Source organism: Pseudomonas sp. S09G 359 (assembly GCF_002843605.1).
Lineage (GTDB): Bacteria > Pseudomonadota > Gammaproteobacteria > Pseudomonadales > Pseudomonadaceae > Aquipseudomonas.
The window spans coordinates 4,760,992-4,780,088 of the sequence record NZ_CP025263.1; the positions used below are offsets into that span (position 1 = coordinate 4,760,992).

The window sequence follows — 19,097 nt, forward strand, 5'->3', positions numbered from 1 at the left end:
AGGAATGATCATGTCTCACTCGCTCAATCAACGCCTCAACGAAAGCCTGCGTGATGCCATGCTGGCTTACTACCTGGCCCACAAAATACCCACCGCGCAAGCCGGCAAAATCACCAACGCCGATGACCTCTACGAGTATTGGCTGCTCGATGTGCAAGTCAGCCAGGCAGTGCCCACCAGCCCCGTGGCCTGTGCAATTGCCAGCCTGCAGCAATACATCACGCGCATCCAGCTGGGCCTGGAGCCCGGCTATGAAACACAGGGCATGAGCCCAAAGCAGGACCAGATGTGGCGCGAACACCTGCACGCCTATCCGCTCTGGAGCGCCAGCCAGCAGCTGTGCTACCACCCGGCCAATTACCTGGACCCCACACTGCGCCGCGACAAGACCGACAGTTTTCAGCACCTGCAAAACGACCTGAGCCAATACCGCCTGCAAGCCGATACCGTGCTCACCGCCGTGCAAAGCTACCTGGGTCGCTTCGAGGAAATGGCCAATATCCGCACCCTCAACGGCTACATCGATGGCAATGCCTCTGAATTGCACACCAGCATTTATTACTTCGTCGGCAAATCCACCTCTGAAAAGGCCTATTACTGGCGCTCCCTGGACCTGTCCAAACGCTCATCCAGCGACGCCAAAAAGCCCTCGGTACAGGCCTGGTCGGACTGGAAGAAAATCAATCTGACCCTCTCCGACGACACGGCCGAGCAGAGCATCCGACCGGTGTTCATGAATAACCGCCTGTATCTGATCTGGGCCGAATGCGTCAAACCCGAACCCGTGCGCAACGTCGCGACGCCCGACACCCAGCTCGATACAAAAGACCACCTGCATGATTGGTTCGCCAGCCACTACGTCAAATTTCGCCTTAACTTTTCCTACAAAAAATACGATGACACCTGGAGCGCACCCAAGGCCTGCATCAATCAGTACTGTGCCACCGAAGAGGTCAATACCGCGTCTATCGCGCTGCTGAAGGCCATCACCCAAACGGTGGCGATTGTCGATGCCGAGTCGCCGGCCAGGCTATTCCTGGGCGTGCATGCGCCCATGCACACTGATCCGCAACGGCAGCAGCACTTCACCGGCAAGTTTTTCCAGGCGGTCTATCTCGACCAGCACTTCAATGTAACCACCGCCGCTGACGGAGGCAGCCCTGAGCGTTATAAAGTGTTGCCAGGGTCTGACCTAGCGCAGGAAATCAGCCGACTGGTGGAAGTCCTGGACGTTAACGAGCGTAGAAAAGTGCAGAGTGTCATCAGCGGAAAAGTGGATAACCACACCGGCTACTACAGCGAGTTACTGCCTGGCAGTGCGCGACAATACTTCACGTTCTTCGGCTATAAAAACCCGGGAGACTTGCAGTTCAAGATCACCCCTTATACCCAGCGCGACATCACGATAGCCCGGCAACAGGCGCCTTTTTCAGAGGAGAATCACTGGAATTTTGAAAGCAAGCAACACGACATCAACGATATAGAAACAGGCGCTTTCACCTTTGATTCAACCACCAACGATTTGATCATCACGTCGACACTAAAATCCAGCTTCGTCCAAACCTACAGTATTACCCTGGAAAAAGATGGTCTTACCATCGTATTAAAAACCAAGCCACTCGCCGATCCAACTGCCATGCAGTTCGAACTGGGCAGTGGCTCAATCATCATCGACAAAAGAGATGATTATCAAGCCAGCCTGTATGCGCTGTATTTCAGAAATACGCTCACCCAAGAAACGTTTCCCAATTTCGTACACGACAAAGACAGGCCATTAATCACCATAAAAAAAGCCTCAGACAATTCAAAGCAATCCTCTCTGGAAGGCACCTTCGTTGACCGATTGGCGTTGATGCACCTCTATGCCCACATGCATAGCCCTATCGAAGTTATCCTTACTCGCTACCAAAGTTACAGGAACGAGGAGAACAATAACCAACAGGAGTTGCATCAACAAAACTTCTTCTCGGGAAAGGACGTCTCCGTCGTTCCCTCACAACTGCGCGCTTACAAACACGTCATCATGAGCAGCAACTTCAGTGGCTATGAAGTCACCAAAATCATTGACGCCAACTCGAACCAAATCCTCAACTTTCAGGACGCCGCACTCGACAGCCTGGCAGGCTCAAGTCCCGAGTTACCGGCTAAACATAGCGTCACCGCACATATTCCAGTACCGGACAGCACAACGGATACAACCCTCACACTGATCCACGGGGTGTTGTGCTTCGGAGTTGAAGAAAGTGAATCAAAAGTCCTTGGCTATGCACTCAAGGCGATCACTCTGAAGGTAGCGCCCAGAACCCGCGGAATCCAGCTTACCCAGCAACGTGCGCCGAGCATTACAACGCTTGCCTCACCACCACTGGGTATCGCCGAATTCATTGATTTCTCCACCAGCACACTGGTCAAGGACCCACCGGCCCCCATTCGCTTGAACACCTGCTTCGCCGGCAAGCTGGTAGACGCCGCCAGCATCAGCCTTGAACATTTGTACTCGTTTAGTCCAAAACGATGGAAAGAGCCCCCGCTGGCCGCCCAGGGAGCAGCCGATGACATCGACTTCAACGGGGCCAACGGCAAGTACTTCTGGGAGTTGTTCCTGTACGTGCCCTGGCTGATTGCCCATCGCCTGAACCAGGAACAACAGTATGTGGAGGCCCAGGCGTGGCTCAAATATGTCTTCGACCCCGGGCGCAATGCCGCCGCCAACAGTGATCGCCCGGCCTATTGGGGGTTCAGCGAATTGACCCGGGACACCCGTGGCAATGGCGAAGTCGACAGCGACCCGCATCACTCGGCGCTGGCGGCCCCGGTACACTTTCGTAAAGCGGTCTACCAGTTCTACCTCGATATCCTGCTCAATCGCGGCGACGCCGCTTACCGGCAACTCACCGCCGACAGCCTGACGCAAGCCAAGCTCTGGTATACCCGCGCCCATCAACTGCTGGAGTCGCGGCCGACGATCACCCGCGTGGAACCCTGGGCGAGCATCACCCTGGAAAAGCTGGCAAAGAACCAATCCAAAGCCCTGCGACAGCTCGAGCGGCAAGCCCCGTCCGTCAACGAAAACCGCCCGATCAATGGTCTCTCGCTGCCGTTTCTGACCGACACCGACGACCTCTGCCTGCCCTTCAACCCGGACCTTGTCGCGCGCTGGGACAAGCTGGAAAGCCGCCTGCACAACTTGCGATACAACCTGGATATCAGCGGCAAACCGCTGCGCCTGCCGCTCTACGCTCCGCCGCTGTCGCCCCACAGGCTGCTGGCCAGCCAAGGCAAAGGCGCGCTGGGCCAGGATGGCTTCGGTGCGTTGCCCCCGGCACCACTGAGCCACTATCGGTTCCAGGTGATGCTCAGCCACGCCAAAGACGCCACCGATACGCTGATTCAATTCGGCAACACGATGCTCAGCCTCAATGAACGCAAGGAACAGGCTGAACTCCTGGAGCTGCAACAACAGCAAGCCTGGGACCTGGCCAACATCATCGTCAGCCAACAGCAGCAGGCACTGCGCATTGACGAAAAGAACCGCGAAACCCTCGAGGCCGGCCGCCAGATCATCGAAGGCCGGGCCCACTACTACGAACGCCAACTGGCCGAAGGGGTCAGCAGTGCAGAAGCCCAGGCTGGACTGCTGTACCTGCGCAGCGCCGGCTTCGAGGCGGCGGCCGCCGTGGCTGGCGCCGCGGCGGGGGTTGCGATGCTGGCGCCGAATATTGTCGGCATGTCGGTAGGCGGCTCGCGCTGGGAAGGCCCCTTCCATGCCACCCAAGCCTTGGCCCAAGGCGCCGCGACCGCCTTGCGCAGCAGCGCCGCCGACCTGGACCGCACCGAGCAATTCAACCGGCGGGCGCAAGAGTGGGCCCATGCCCGGGACCAGGCGCACCTCGAACTGGCGCAGATCGCCGTGCAGAAACAGGCCTACGCCGAACAGGAGAAAGCCACCCGCCTGCAATTACGCCTGGCGCAGACGTCCCTGGCGCAGGCCTGGTCCAGCTACCAGTTGCTGACCAAGCGCTTTTCCAAGGCGCGCCTCTATGATTGGGTCAATGCACAGCTCGGCCAGTTTTTCTACCAGGCCTATGACCTGTGCCTGTCCCTGTGCCAGGCGACCGAAGCCAGCTGGCGCTATGAGATGGCCGATTTCGAACGCACATTTATCAACCCCGGCGCCTGGAACAACAGTTATCGCGGCTACCTGGCGGGCGAGGCATTGAAACTGTCGCTGCTCAATATGAACAGGGACTACCTGCACCATCACGTGCGCGACCTGGAGATCGTCAAGACACTGTCCCTGCGTCATCGCCTCAGCGACTGTGAGGTCACAAGCTTGGGCGCTGCCGATGGCACGGATCCGCCAGATCCGTGGGCCCAGCATAAAAAAAACCTGGTTGAAAAAGGCATGCTCAGCTTCAAGTTGACCAAAGCCCTGTTCGACCAGGACTACCCCGGCCAGGTGCTTCGGCGCATCAAGAGCATCAGCCTGTCTCTGCCGGCGACACTCGGCCCTTATGAAGACGTGAGGGCAATCCTGACGCAAACCAGCAACCAGATCGAACTGCCCACCGGCGCGGCGCTCAAGGACATCCGGGCAAACCAGCAAATCGCCCTCTCCACCGGCCTGGATGACAACGGCCTGTTCACACTGATGTTCGAGGGTAATGATCGCTATCTGCCCTTCGAGTACACCGGCGCGATTTCCGACTGGAACCTGGCGTTCCCCGAACCGGCTCGGCAAAAGGTGCTGCTCGAATCGATCAACGATATCGTTATTCATGTGCGCTACACCGCCAGGGCCGCAGCGGCCAGCGGTGGCCGTCGATGAACCGCGCCCAGGACAAATCGCCGATCAATGCCCCCGCACTGCCAGAGGGCGGCGCGTCGATTCAAGGCAGTGGCAAGGATTGGGGCGATGTCGGCTTCAACGGCGGTGCCTCGCTGGAGTTCCCCCTGCCCGTCTCGCCTGCACGCGGTTTCACCCCCGCGATGACGCTGGTGTATCACAGCGCCGCCGGCAACAGCCCCTTCGGCCTCGGCTGGACGGTGCCGGTCAACGCCATCAGCCGGCGCACCTCCCATGGCGTACCGGCCTATACCGCCGACGACCGTTTCATCGGCCCGGATGGGCAGTTGCTGTTACCCGACGAACCGGCTCGCTTGGAGCCAGGCACGGGCTACTCCGTGACACGCTACCAGCCCAGGGTCGAACGTGATTTCGATCGGCTCGAACGCTGCCAATCGGCAACCGACCCCAGCGGGTTCTGGCGGGTTCATGCGGCGGACGGCAGCCAGCACCTGTACGGCAAAACCAACGCCGCGCGGATCACCGACCCGGACCAGCCACACCACATCGCGCAGTGGCTGTTGCAGGAGAGCCTGAGTGCCCGCGGCGAGCACATTTACTATCACTACGAACCGGAAACCGAGACGGCTCGCTACCCACGCGACTGCCGCGCCCAACGCTACCTGATAAAGGTCTGCTACGGGCATTTCACCGCCAGGGCCGAAGAGCGCCTGTACCTGCTGGACACCGACGATGCCTTGTCCAAAGGCTGGCACTTCCAGTTGCTATTCGATTACGGGCAACGCACCACGGCCCTCGACCAGGTGCCGCCCTACGCCATAGACACCCCCTGGCCCCTGCGCGAGGACGCGTTTTCCAGCTTCGCCGACGGCTTTGAACGGCGCACCTTGCGCCTGTGTCGCCAGGTGTTGTTGTTCCACCACTTTCCCGGCGAGCCGCAGATGGGCCACGCGCCGGTGCTGGTCAGGCGTGTGGTGCTGGAGCACCACCGCGTGCGCAATGGCCTGAACCTGCTGCACGCCATCCACGAACAAGCCATCGACGCCCAGGGCGTGATCAGCAGCCTGCCCCCGCAGGAATGCCTCTATCAAAATGCCGCCCTGAAGCTTGAGCCCGCGCGGTTTCAACGCCTGGCCGACTTCCCCGGCCTGAACGACGGCCAGCGCTATCACTTGGTCGACCTCTATGGCGAAGGGCTGCCGGGGCTGCTGTATCGCTCCGACAAGGCCTGGTACTACCGGGAACCGCAACGCGCTGAAGCCGGCAACGCAGATGAGGTGAGCTACGCGGCGGCGCGGGAAATCCCCGCCGTCCCCATGGCCGACAGCGCCGATCACATGCACCCGCAACTGGCCGATGTCACCGGTAATGGGCGCATTGACTGGGTCATTGGCCGACCAGGCTTCAGTGGTTTCTTCAGTTTGAGCGCGCAGTTGGATTGGTCCGGTTTTATCCCGTTCGACGCCTTCCCCATGGAGTACTTCCACCCCGACGCGGTTTTTGGTGACCTGATGGGTGGCGGTTTCAACGACCTGGCGCTGGTAGGGCCGCGCAGCGTGCGCCTGTATGCCAACCGCCAGCAGGCCGGGTTCGCCCCCGGTGTCGATATCCCCCATACACACGCTGACGACACGCTGCCGACCCTGTCCCACTCACCCCATGAATGGGTCGGTTTCAGTGATGTGCTTGGCAGTGGCCAGCAGCATCTGGTGCGCATCCGCCATAACCAGCTGATGTGCTGGCCCAACCTGGGACGAGGCCGGTTCGGCAAAGGTTTTGTGATGGCTAGCCTGCCCTTCAACCCGGCCACGTTCGACGCCACCCACATACGCCTGGCAGACCTGGACGGCATTGGCGGCGCCGACCTGCTGTACCTGATGCCGGGGGAGCTGCGGGTTTTCAGCAACCTCGCCGGCAACCGCTTCGACACCACACCCCAAGTGCTGGCATGGCCGCAAGGCGTGCGGCATGACGCACTCTGCCAGATCAGCCTGGCTGACCTGAACGGCCTGGGCTGCCCCAGCCTGATCGTCAGCGTCCTGTACGAACACCCACGCCATTGGCGCTACGACTTTTTCGACGAGCGACCCAGCCTGCTCATCTACACCACCAACAACCTCGGTGCCCAGGCAAAAGTGCGCTACCGCAGCAGCGCCCAGGAGTGGTTGGATGAAAAAAAACAGCAGCGCGCTCAAGGCAGGCGCGCCATCAGTCACTCGCCGTTGGCCATCCCACTGGTGTGCCGCCAGACTCTCCACGACGAAATAAACAACAGCACCCTGACCCGGCATTTCAGCTACCGGCAGGCGTATTACAACGCCACCGAGCGCGCGTTCCAGGGCTTCGGCCTGATCCTTCAGAGCGAAACCGAGCGCGCGCCTGGCGACGCATCTGACAGGGCTGGCACCTTGAGCAAACGCTGGTTTCATACCGGCCAGGCCCTGGACATGCCAACCGAAGGCTACAACCTGCATGACCCAGAGGCGCCCCGCCTGGGTAAAACCCTGCTATGCCGACACCGCGCCCCCGCACAACCGCAGCCCACCGACCACGTCGATGTGCCGTTGCCCACCCCCGCCGCACAAACCCTGCGGGATGCGGCCTACGCGCTCAAAGGCGCGTTGTTGCGCCACGAAGTCTTCGCCGGCGACACGGCGCAGGGCGTGCCGTTTTCCGTGCAGCAACATCGCTACCTGGTACGCCAGCTGGCCGCCGCGGCCGACTCACAACCCTGGGCACGCATGCTGGTAGTGACCGTGGAAAGCATCGACTACCGGTATGAACAGGTGCCCGACGACCCTGTAGTCACCCATCAGCTCAACCTGCGCTGGGATGGGTTTGGCCACCTGGTCCATAGCGTCAGCGTGCACCTGGCACGACGCAAGGCCGCCAGCGATGCCGCGCCGGCTGCACTGGCCGATGCCGCTCAACAACAGTGGTGGCGCGACAGCCATGACCCGGCGCAGCAAACCCACTATCTGAACGAGACCCTGACGCAGTGGACCCACCTGACGCAGGACGCGCAATGGCGCCTGGGCCTGCCTTGCCGCCAACGCGACAATGCCTGGGTCGTGCCCAAAACCGAGTTGCGTGCCGCGACCATTGCCTATGAACAATTTATCGACAAGCGCTCAGGGCCCATGGGGCCGCAAGCGCCACGCGCGCTCAGCGGGCTGTCGATCCAGTATTACCGCGAGCCGGGCCTCGCCGGCAAAACCCTGGTAGCGGGCAAGGCCACGTTGCAGGCCTTGAGCGACTACCTGGAGAGCGCCGAACTGCACGCTGAAGCCCTGGAAACCTACCGGCAAATACCCCAGCTGCCCGGCCAGGAGACTTGGCAGCTCACGGCCCAATTGCAGCAGATCGGCTATCGCCCCATGCAGGTATTTTTCTCCACTGGTGTGGCCGAGCCGGCACTCTGGTCCGTCCGCCGGCAGTGGCCGCGGTATCTGGATGGCAGCGGTTTTTACCAACTGCACAGCTGGCGCCTGACCCAAGCGCTGGGCGACACCACCCTGACCTATGACCCCTATGGCTGCCACATCATCGAGGTCAAACACGCCGATGGCTGCATCAGCAAAACCCTGCCGGACTATCGGCTGCTGCTGCCCACCAGCCTCACCGACCCCAATGGCAGCGTGCAACAAGCCCTCTACGACGGCTTCGGGCGGCTGCTCTCCAGCCGCTACCAGGGCCAGGAGTCGGGTCAAACCAAAGGCTTCGGCCCGCTGCCGGATGCCCGGCAGTTGCTCGGCAGTTCTGTCGAACAGGCCATCAACGCCCCCCGCCAAACCCTCGGCCAGGCCGCCAGCGCGCACCTCTACGCGCCATTCAGTTGGATGGGCACAATTGCAACAGCGGATCGCCAGGCTGAGTGGGTGACCCGGGGTTACCTGCTACCCGGTGGGCATATCCGCGAGACCGCCCGGTTGCGCCTGAAAAAGATCCCGCCGGGTGCCGATGCCTCTACCCGACAACTCGCCGCGCTGGTTGCCCAGGCCCCTCGCGAACCGGTCCATCGCCTGACGCTGCTGGCCGATCGTTACCCCGATGACCCGCAACAGACGGTACGTCTGAGCCTGACCTTCTGGGATGGCTTTGGCCGGTCCTTGCAACGTGTGCACAACACCGAGCCGGGCGACGCCTGGCAGGTGCTGGGCAATGGCCGTTTGAGTGTCGAGCGCGGGGTCATTCAATCGGTAATGGCTGACCCGCGCTGGTGCGTCGAAGAGCGTGTCGAATACAATCACCAGGGCGCAATTACGCGCGTCTATCGGCCTTACTTCGCCAGCGCGCACCGCTACATCAGCGATGGGTCTTTGCGCGACCTGGCCGACAACGACCGGCAGTTTCATGACGCGCTGGGGCGTGCGGTGCGCACGCTGACGGCCAGCGGCGCGATAAAGCGCGTGAGCCATAATGGTTGGTATGCGGTCAGCGAGGATGAAAACGACACATGGGAGGAAAGCGCCGGCGCAGGCTGAACCCGGCGCCGGTCGGGGATTATGATCAACGCCGTGCAGTCACTCGCGTACTGCGCGGCCGGTAACTCTTCCACGTCGCCGCATGGGTGTCCCAAGGGGCATCCACGCGCCGCTGGCCTTGATAAAACACCACTCGGCCGGCCAACTGAGCACGGTGCCGGTAAAGCCAGCGCAGTTCGGAACCGGTGACCGAGCGTTTGGTCTTGCGAATCACGCTGTTGATGTCCAGCTCATCAAGGGCGAAATGCACCGTCGCGCCCTGGGAGCCAATCAGCGTAGCCAATGCCGATTTACTGCTGCGGCTGATCAGCTTTTTTTGAATCTCGTTCAGCCCTTTGTCAATGAACTCCCGCGTAGTGTCGGTGAGTGAGTACTTGCTTTGCACCAGATCCCCAGCAAAACGCCTGACGAACTGCTGGTTGGCACTTGTAGACAAACAACCGGAATAACGCGCCACCATACTTTGATAGAAGTGCTGTTCTACTGCTGAAGTCTTCTGGACCAGCTCGCGTTTCAGCCGGACGTAAACCTCTTCGGTTCCGCTTGGGTCGGGCGTGATCAGGTCCTTGAAGATGTCCGGCGCCAGCTCTTGATAACTCTTGAATGCATGTGCGACGACCCCTAGCCCGGCGCTCCAGTTCGCCACGTCGGCACCAGAAAAGTACGCCGCCAAGACATCGCCCCGCGCGCTCATTTTTGACCAGAAACTCCGGTAGCCCGCGACCACCTCGCTCAGGCCAAAAATCATGTCGCCCCGGCTGGGTTGGAACTGCTCACCAAAGGTCGTCTGCCCGCCCCCTGCATCGGTGAACCGCATGGGGTTACCGTGCACCATCGCATACAGATTCAACCCGTCTACAGCGCCACCCGGGTCCGGGCTGATCCAGCGCATCAACCAAGGCGCGTAGTAACGCGCACCGTAGTAATACAGACCGGTGGCGTCGCGCTCTTTGCCCGCATAGCGGTAGCACTTGTAGTCGCCCTGGAGCGCCGACCGGTTGGCGCACCAGGCTGTGGCGCCGTAGGGGTAATAGCCTTCCTGGCTCAATAGCTGCGCCTGGTCATCGACCACCAACGCGCTGCTCTTGAGGTGGTCGAGCAGGTTGAACTGGATCTGCTCGGCGTCCATGCCGTCAGGGCGGCCCTGCTCCCATTGCAGCACCGTCACCCGGCTGCCATCCAGGTCAATATCCAGCAGGTTGAAGCGCTGGCCACGCCGCCAGTGCATCTGCAGCCCCGGCAGATAATAGGTACGTTGCGAGTGCATGCCATTGCGCCTGACCTTGAGCGCACGCGTGCCGTGGGCATCGTAGAGGTAAGCCTCGCCGTCAGCCTCGTGCCCCACGTGGGTCACGTGGGTCAACTGGTTGCGCACGTTCCAGCCCATCTGCTGGCCGCTGCCAAGGGCACGCTGGTTGCCATTGCCGTCAAAGTCCTCGGCCGCTGGCAGCGCGGTACCGGATACGGCGCGGTTGCTGTGAGCCGCAACCGTCATCTGCCGGGTGTAACCCGTGCCGGTGCCCGGTGAATGACGCAGGTGCGTGAGGTTGCCACCTTCGTCGTAGGTGTAACGCTGGGTGTAATTGCGCCACAGCCCAGCGTCCGTCGCACCGAACATCAGTTGCGGCGGGGGTGCCTGGCCCGACGTGCTCGCAGCATGTTCGCGCCCGGTGGCAAGGGTGAGTTGGTACAGGCTGTCGTACTCGTATCGACTGCCCGCCTCAATGCGCGCATTGCTGTGCCATTGGGTGGGCTGGGCCAGGTCGCTGAGGCTGAGGATATTGCCAACCGGGTCATAGGCGTACACCAGGTCTTGCAATGGCTTGGCGGCTCCGCCCTGGCGGTAAGTCTGGATCTGCAACAAACGCGCGTTTTGCGGCGCATAACGCGCGGTCCTGATCAGCCTGGTGCCAAGCCATTCGTACTCCATCTGCCCGTTGGCGGTGTATTTGCGCTGATGCAACAACAGCGTGCGTGCGCCGTCCTTGGGGGTGATTGCGACCTCCTTGAGCCGGCCATGCAGCCCATAGGCCCGATGCTGGCGATTGCCCTTGGCGTCGGTATGCTCAAGCAATGCGCCCAGGGCGTCGTAGCGGCGAACCGTGGTATAGGCGGCTTTTTCCAGCAAAGCCTCCTGGGCGGGCGCCGTAGCCGGCCAGTCCACCGGGGTGGTGTCGGAGCGAAAACGCCGGGTTTGCTTGAGCTCGCGCTGATCGATGGCGTACTCATCGAACAGCACGCTGCCCGCCGGGTCGGCATGCCGAATCAGCCGGCCACAACGGTTCAGCGCCGCCGCTTCGGGCGAGGGGCTGGCATAGTCCAAGCGCTCGACACAACGTTCACGCGGTTCGTCGGCCGCCTGTTCAAACACCGCGACCGGCCGTTGCGAGGTGTCGTATTCATAGCGTTGGCAAGCGCCCCGGCTGTCCCAGGCCTGCAGCAGTTGCCCGGCCTGGTTCAGCACCACCAGGCGCCGGCCGGCATCCACGCTGTCGCGCTGCAGCGTAGCCCCGGACAGGCTGTGCACCAGGCTTTCAGAGGGCGCAGGGGCGTTCAGGGCATACAGGCGCGGGTCCCATTGCTGACGCAGCAAGCCGCTGGCGCCATACACCTGGCGTATGACGCGGGCCTGGGGCTCGGCCTGGGCGCTGGCGCGTTGGTAGGCAACAGTGCGTACGGTCAACCCGCGCGGGTCGAACGCCACAAGAGTGGGGGTGTTTCGATGGAGTGCAGCAGACATGATCACATGACCCTGGTGGCTGAATAGTCAGCAAAGCCTAGGGATCACGTCAGGGAGAAATGGGGTATCGGGTTATGCAAACAGCCTCAACCGGCACCTGCCGGCTGAAGCCCGAGCATTGTGGTCAATGCCCGCCCGCACACGTCGGCGAAGCAGGTGCCGCGCCGATTTGTTGCCACTCTTCAGGAGTGTAGGTGTGCAGCGCCAGCGCATGAAACTCGCTCATCAGGTCACCCAGGGTGGCGTAGACCTTCTGGTGGCGCTTGACGCGGTTAAGCCCCTCGAACTGCTGGCTGACCAACACGGCCTTGAAGTGGGTCTGCAACCCACGGCTGTGCATATGGCTTTCATCCAGCACGCTCAAGTGGTCCGGGGCCAGGGCGCCGAGCGCCGTTTCGATACGCTGTTGCATGGTCATTCCTGCTTACTTCTTCTTGGCCGGTGCAGCGGCTTTGGGTGCCAGCTCGTTGGTCATGTCTTCCAACAGCTTGTTCACCACCGGCACGGCGCTTTCCAGCTTGGCCTGGGTCATCTGGGCCGATTGCTGGGTCAGTTGCGGCATTTTTTCCAGGACTTTCTTGCCCAGCGGCGACTGGTAGAACGCAACCAGGTCCTTGAGTTCGGATTCGCTGAAGTTGGTGGTGTAGAGTTTGACCATGTCTGGCTTCAGCTTGGGCCAGCCGATGGCCTGGTCCAGGGCGGCGTTGGCCTTGGCCTGGTAGCTGTCGAGTACCGACTGCTTGGCGGCAGGCGCCTTGGTCTGTTCGAAACGCTGGGCGAACATTTGCTGCACTTGCATGTACACCGGGGTACCCAGCTTGTCGGCATGGGCCAGGGTAAGGAAGGCTTCGGCACTGGCGTTGTGGCTGGCGGTATCGGCAAGAACCTGGCCGCTGGCGCAAACCAGAGCAACCGCGGTACAGATGGCACGAAGACGAGTCATCGAGTTTCCTTTTCTAGCAGGCGAGGTAAGACCCCAAGGGCGACCATTCTGCGCCTAAAAAACCTCGCGGCTCAACCCCGGGCCTTGTCGGGTGCGGATTTGCGCGCAATCAATCCGATGAAAAGTCTTTTAGGGAACCCCCAAGGTCCATCAAGGCCTAAACTGCGCAAACGAACCTGAAGGAGTGTGCCCGATGAGCCGTATCGAAACCGACAGCCTGGGAGACGTAGAAGTCCCGGATGACGCTTACTGGGGCGCCCAGACCCAACGTTCGCTGGTGAATTTCGCCATCGGCGAACAGCGCATGCCCCTGGCGGTACTGCACGCCCTGGCCCTGATCAAGAAGGCCGCTGCACGGGTCAACGACCGCAACGGCGACCTGCCCGCCGACATCGCCCGCCTGATCGAACAGGCCGCCGACGAAGTGCTGGCCGGCCAACATGACGACCAGTTCCCGTTGGTCGTCTGGCAGACCGGCAGCGGCACCCAAAGCAATATGAACGCCAACGAAGTGATCGCCGGCCGCGCCAATGAGCTGTCGGGCAAGACTCGCGGCGGCAAGAGCCCGGTGCACCCCAACGATCATGTGAACCGCTCCCAAAGCTCCAACGACTGCTTCCCCACGGCCATGAGCATCGCGGCCGTGCAGGCCGTGCACCAGCAGTTGTTGCCGGCGATTGCCAACCTGTCCGGTGGCCTGGCGGAACTGGCCGCGCGCCATATGAAACTGGTGAAGACCGGCCGCACGCATATGATGGACGCCACGCCGATCACCTTTGGCCAGGAGCTGTCGGCCTTTATCGCCCAACTCGATTACGCCGAACGCGCAGTCCGCAGCGCCCTGCCCGCCGTGTGCGAGCTGGCCCAGGGCGGTACTGCCGTTGGCACCGGGCTCAACTCGCCGCATGGCTTTGGCGAAGCGATTGCCTCCGAGCTGGCGGCATTGGCGGGCCTGCCGTTCGTTACCGCACCGAACAAGTTTGCCGCCCTCTCCGGCCATGAGCCGCTGGTGACCCTGCACGGCGCCCTGAAAACCCTGGCCGTGGCCCTGATGAAACTCGCCAACGACCTGCGCCTGCTCGGCTCTGGCCCACGTGCCGGGCTGGCCGAAGTCAAACTGCCGGCCAACGAGCCGGGCAGCTCGATCATGCCGGGCAAGGTCAACCCGACCCAGTGCGAAGCGCTGTCGATGCTGGCCTGCCAGGTGCTGGGCAATGACGTGACCATCGGCATTGCCGCCAGCCAAGGGCATTTGCAGTTGAACGTGTACAAACCGGTGATCATCCACAACCTGCTGGAGTCGATCCGCCTGCTGGCCGACGGCTGCAACAACTTCCAGGAACACTGTGTAGCCGGCCTGGAACCGGATGCCGGGCAAATGGCCGAACACCTGGAACGCGGGCTGATGCTGGTGACCGCACTCAACCCACATATCGGCTACGACAAATCCGCGCAAATCGCCAAAAAGGCCTACACCGAAGGGCTGACCCTACGCGAAGCCGCACTGGACCTGGGCTACCTGACCGACGAAGAATTCGACCAGTGGGTACGCCCGGAAAACATGCTGGAAGCGGGGCATTAAGAGCTTTTGATTTGCTTGTGATCGTGATCTTGATCTTAGGCGCCCCGTTAAACACGCTGGCCGCACGCAGGCTTGAATCCGTGGGTAACCCGGCAGGACGCCGGGTTAGCCGCGATGGGCCAAGGATGGCCCATGGCGGCGGCCCACGGATTCAAGCCGGAGTGCGGGCACACCGAGCCAAGGCGAGGTGCCGAGTGTTGGGGCAAGAGCCCTTTTGGTTACTTTTGGGGCTCTTTTCCAAAAGTGACCCGCCGTAAGGGCGGAACCCTAAGCCGCCGTTACCTGAACAACGGATATGTACACCGACAAACCGCTATCGGGGGCAGGCCCCCTCCCACATTTTGATCCGCGCCCTACCTGATAAACCTAGGAGGCCATGCGTAAGCGCCGGGCCTTGAGCCCTGCCAACAACGAAGGCGCCAACGCCACCGTCGCCGACCCCAGCACCACCACCAACGCCCCGAAATACCCGAGCGCGTTGATCTCTTCAGCCTGCACATACTCAGGCCACAACCACGCCGCCAACGCCACCGCCACAAACGTCACCAACGGCGTAAGCGCCAAAGTCGCACTCACCCGCGAAGCCTCCCAATGCGCCAGCGCTTCGGCAAACGCGCCATAGGCCACCAGCGTATTCATGCAGCACGCCAGCAACAGCCAGCCTTGCAACGGGCTCAGTTGCAGGGCTTCCAGCGGGTGCGCCCAAGGCGTGAGCAGCAACGCGCAGGTCAGGTAGATCACCATCATCACCTGCAGCGAATTCCACACCGTCAACAATTGCTTCTGGCCCAGGGCGTAGAACACCCAGATCGAGGTGGCGAGCAGAATGGTCAGCACTCCGGCGGTGTAGGCGCCCATGGAGGTGAGCAACTCATCAAGACGCTGGTTGAAGAACAGGCCAAACCCGATGATCAACACAAACAACCCGAGCACCTGGCCCCGGCTGAAGCGTTCCTTGAAGACGAACACACTGGCGATCATCAAGAAGATCGGGCCCATTTGCACCACCAGCTGGGCAGTGCCAGGGCTGAGCATTTTCAAACCGACCAGGTACAGCACGTAGTTGCCCACCAGCCCACACACGGCCATCGCCACCAGCCAACCGCCCTTGGGGCCGAGTACTTTACGGCTGGGCAAACGTTTGGTGAGTGCCAGGTAAATAAACAGGCAGCCGCCGGCCACGGTCAGCCGGAACCAGGTAACGGTGATCGGGTCCATCACCTGCAATACCTGTTTGAGCTTGATCGGCAGAATGCCCCAGAGCAGCGCGGTCAACAGAGTCAAGCCAAAGCCATAGACCCAGCGGCCGGAAGAGATGTGCATGAGTGCCCCGAATGCCTGAGGAAGTGGAACAGGCATTCTAGGGGCAAGCGAAAGGATAGGGCTATGTCGTAATTTAAATGTGGGAGCCGGTTTCTTCAGTGATAACTAGCGCACGGCTTCGAAGAGGCCAGTGGCGCCCATGCCACCGCCCACACACATGGTGACGATGCCGTAACGCAGGTTGCGCCGTTGCAGCTCACGCACCAGATGCCCAACCTGCCGCGAACCGGTCATGCCGAACGGATGGCCGATAGAGATGGAGCCGCCATTGACGTTGTATTTGGCATTGTCGATTTCCAGGCGATTGCGCGCATACAAGCACTGCGACGCGAACGCCTCGTTGAGTTCCCACAGGTCGATATCCGCCACCTGCAAGCCCTTGGCCTTGAGCAGCTTAGGCACCGAGAACACCGGGCCGATGCCCATTTCGTCCGGCTCGCAACCGGCCACGGTAAACCCACGGAAAAACGCCTTGGGCTTGAGCCCCAGTTCCAGGGCTTTTTCCAGGCTCATCACCAGGGTCATCGAGGCGCCGTCGGACAGCTGCGAGGAGTTACCCGCCGTCACCGAGCCATCTTCGGCAAACACCGGCTTCAACCCCTGGAGACTGGCCAGGGTAGTGTCGGGGCGGTTGCAGTCATCGCGGTCGACCACGCCGTCCAGGATCTGCACGGCCCCGGTGGTCTTGTCCTCGACCTTGTACTTGACGACCATCGGCACGATTTCATCGTCAAACAAGCCATCGGCCTGGGCCTGGGCGGTGCGCTGCTGGCTTTGCAGGGCATAGAGGTCTTGTTCTTCGCGGCTGACGTTATAGCGGCGCGCGACGATTTCGGCGGTCTGGCCCATGGGGAAGTAGATGCCCGGCACCTGCTCTTTAAGCAGCGGGTTGATCAGGTTGTCGGTGTTGACGCTTTTCATGGTCAGGCTGATGGACTCGACACCACCGGCAACGATGATGTCGCTGCACCCCGACGCAATCTGGTTGGCGGCAATCGCAATCGCCTGCAGGCCCGACGAGCAGAAACGGTTGAGGGTCATGCCAGCCGTGCCCGTGCCCAATTGCGAGAGCACTGCTACGTTGCGTCCGATGTTGTAGCCCTGGGCGCCTTCATTGGAGCCAGCGCCAACGATGCAATCCTCGACGCTGGCCGGGTCGATGCCATTGCGGGTCAGCAACGCGTTGACGCAATGGGCCGCCATATCATCCGGGCGGGTCTGGTTGAACTTGCCACGAAAGGACTTGGCCAGGCCGGTTCGCACGCTGTCGACGATCACTACTTCACGCATGGGCTACCTCGATCTTGTCGTTGTTGGGAGACGGATCGAGCATAGATCCAGGCCCGCCCAACCGCGACGATCATTCACCTGGCGTATGCAAAAGCATGGCTTGTGCGGGCACGGGGCTTGTGTGGCGAGCGGGCTTGCCGTGGCGAGCGGGCTTGCCCGCGTTGGGCTGCGAAGCGGCCCTATTACAGACACCGCAGTATTACAGGCAGACCGCATTCGCAGGTTTTGGGGCCGCTTCGCAGCCCAACGCGGGCAAGCCCGCTCGCCACAGCCAGCCCGCTCGCCACAACCAGCCCTCTAGCCACAGCCAGCCCGCTCGCCACAACACGCCTGCCCATCACAATAAACGGGGTTATTTCTTTTTCTTTTTGTCGTGCTTGTCGGTCTTTTCGAACGCCTCTTCCAGCGCCCGGTTGATGGTGCGCAACACCTTGACCCGCGCCCAACGCTTGTCATTGGCTTCCACCAGGGTCCAGGGCGCCACCTCGGTGCTGGTGCGGTCGACCATATCGCCGACGGCGGCGCGGTAGTCGTCCCACTTGTCGCGGTTGCGCCAGTCGTCCTCGGTGATCTTGAAGCGCTTGAAAGGGATCTCCTCGCGAGCCTGGAAACGTTCCAACTGGGTCTGTTTGTCGATGGCCAGCCAGAACTTGACCACGATCACCCCCGCGTCTCGCAGTTGCTCTTCAAAGTCATTGATCTCGCCATAGGCGCGCATCCAGTCGGCCGGGGTGCAGAAGCCCTCGATGCGCTCCACCAGCACGCGGCCGTACCATGAACGGTCGAACACGGTGAACATGCCGCGCGCTGGGATCTTCTGCCAGAACCGCCACAAGTAGGGCTGGGCGCGTTCGTCCTCGCTCGGCGCGGCAATCGGCACGATATGGTACTGGCGCGGGTCCAACGCGGCCGCCACGCGACGGATCGCCCCGCCCTTGCCCGCCGCGTCGTTGCCTTCAAATACCGTGACCAGCGCGTGCTTGCGCATGCGTTTGTCGCGCATCAGCCCGGAGAAACGCGCCTGCTCGGTGATCAGCTGTTCTTCGTAATCGTCCTTCTCCAGGCGCAGGGTCAGGTCGAGGCTGTCGAGCAGGCTCTTCTTGTCCACCGAGGCGATCAACGGCGCCGGGTTCATGCCGCTGGCCTTGCCCTTGGGCAACTTCAGCGCGTTTTGCAGGCCCTCCAGCAGCAGCTTGCCCACGGTAAGGCTGCGGTAATGCGCGTCCACCCCTTCGATCACATGCCACGGCGCATAGTCGCGGCTGGTACGTCGCAGGATGCGCTCACCGAAATGCACAAACTTGTCGTAGGTCTCGGACTGCTGCCAGTCCAACGGGCTGATGCGCCAGCTGTGCAACGGGTCGTCGGCCAGGGCCTTGAGCCGCGCCTTCATTTGCTTCTTGGAGAGGTGGAACCAGAATTTGAAAATCAGCGCGCCTTCGTCGCAGAGCATTTTTTCCAGGCGTTCGGCACCGGCGATGGCCTGGTCCAGGCGTGCGTCCTTGATCTGCCCGTGCACCCGGCCTTGCAGCATCTGGCTGTACCAGTTGCCGAAAAAAATTCCCATGCGGCCCTTGGCCGGCAATTGGCGCCAGTAGCGCCAGGCCGGTGGGCGGGCCAGTTCTTCGTCGGTCTGCTGGTCGAAGGTGCGCACCTCGATCAAGCGCGGGTCCATCCATTCATTGAGCAGCTTGACGGTTTCGCCCTTGCCGGCGCCTTCGATGCCATTGATCAGGATGATCACCGGGAAGCGCTTCTGCTGTTGCAGCTCGTACTGCACCTCCAGCAAGGCTTCGCGCAGGGCCGGCACTTCGGCGTCGTAGGTGTCTTTGTCGATGGCGTGACCGATTTCGGCGGATTCGAACATGGGCAGCTCCGTTTCAAGATGGCTCAAGACTAGCGGATTGGGCAACAACACGCGGGAGGAA

9 protein-coding genes are annotated in these 19,097 nt (G+C 61.5%); 3 read left to right on the plus strand and 6 right to left on the minus strand.

The annotated features are described in order from the left end of the window. Positions 1–10 precede the first annotated feature (10 nt). Complete coding sequence (locus CXQ82_RS21740; RefSeq protein ID WP_101272235.1) at positions 11–4,828, plus strand: neuraminidase-like domain-containing protein; 4,818 nt, start codon at positions 11–13, stop codon at positions 4,826–4,828. Then, positions 4,825–9,291, plus strand: coding sequence for a SpvB/TcaC N-terminal domain-containing protein (locus CXQ82_RS21745; RefSeq protein WP_101272236.1), 4,467 nt, complete (start codon positions 4,825–4,827; stop codon positions 9,289–9,291). The genes CXQ82_RS21740 and CXQ82_RS21745 overlap by 4 nt, the downstream gene beginning before the upstream one ends. Before the next feature lie 25 nt (positions 9,292–9,316). Here CXQ82_RS21745 and CXQ82_RS21750 read toward each other — a convergent pair whose 3' ends face one another. From CXQ82_RS21750 to CXQ82_RS21760, 3 genes are all read right to left on the minus strand, one after another. After that, complete coding sequence (locus CXQ82_RS21750; RefSeq protein ID WP_101272237.1) at positions 9,317–12,031, minus strand: RHS repeat-associated core domain-containing protein; 2,715 nt, start codon at positions 12,029–12,031, stop codon at positions 9,317–9,319. A 124-nt stretch (positions 12,032–12,155) separates the two neighbouring features. Continuing rightward, positions 12,156–12,449 carry a BolA family transcriptional regulator gene (locus CXQ82_RS21755; RefSeq protein ID WP_101272238.1) on the minus strand — a complete coding sequence of 98 codons (294 nt, stop codon included), beginning with the start codon at positions 12,447–12,449 and terminating at the stop codon, positions 12,156–12,158. 6 nt (positions 12,450–12,455) lie between these two features. Then, positions 12,456–12,974 (minus strand): DUF2059 domain-containing protein, encoded by a 519-nt coding sequence (locus tag CXQ82_RS21760; protein WP_014719258.1) that lies wholly within the window; start codon positions 12,972–12,974, stop codon positions 12,456–12,458. Positions 12,975–13,167: 193 nt separating this feature from the next. On the opposite strand from CXQ82_RS21760, the gene CXQ82_RS21765 reads away from it, so the two are divergent. Beyond that, a complete protein-coding gene (locus tag CXQ82_RS21765; protein WP_101272239.1) occupies positions 13,168–14,556 on the plus strand; it encodes a class II fumarate hydratase in 1,389 nt (462 codons plus the stop codon). A gap of 366 nt (positions 14,557–14,922) precedes the next feature. Here CXQ82_RS21765 and CXQ82_RS21775 read toward each other — a convergent pair whose 3' ends face one another. From CXQ82_RS21775 to pap, 3 genes are all read right to left on the minus strand, one after another. Then, positions 14,923–15,879: a DMT family transporter gene (locus CXQ82_RS21775; RefSeq protein WP_101272240.1), complete on the minus strand. Its 957-nt coding sequence runs from the start codon at positions 15,877–15,879 to the stop codon at positions 14,923–14,925. A gap of 105 nt (positions 15,880–15,984) precedes the next feature. Further along, entirely contained in the window at positions 15,985–17,169 is a 1,185-nt protein-coding gene (locus CXQ82_RS21780) for a thiolase family protein (protein ID WP_101272241.1), read from the minus strand. Between the two features lie 352 nt (positions 17,170–17,521). Next, positions 17,522–19,036, minus strand: coding sequence for a polyphosphate:AMP phosphotransferase (gene pap / locus CXQ82_RS21785; protein ID WP_101272242.1), 1,515 nt, complete (start codon positions 19,034–19,036; stop codon positions 17,522–17,524). Between the last annotated feature and the right edge of the window lie 61 nt (positions 19,037–19,097).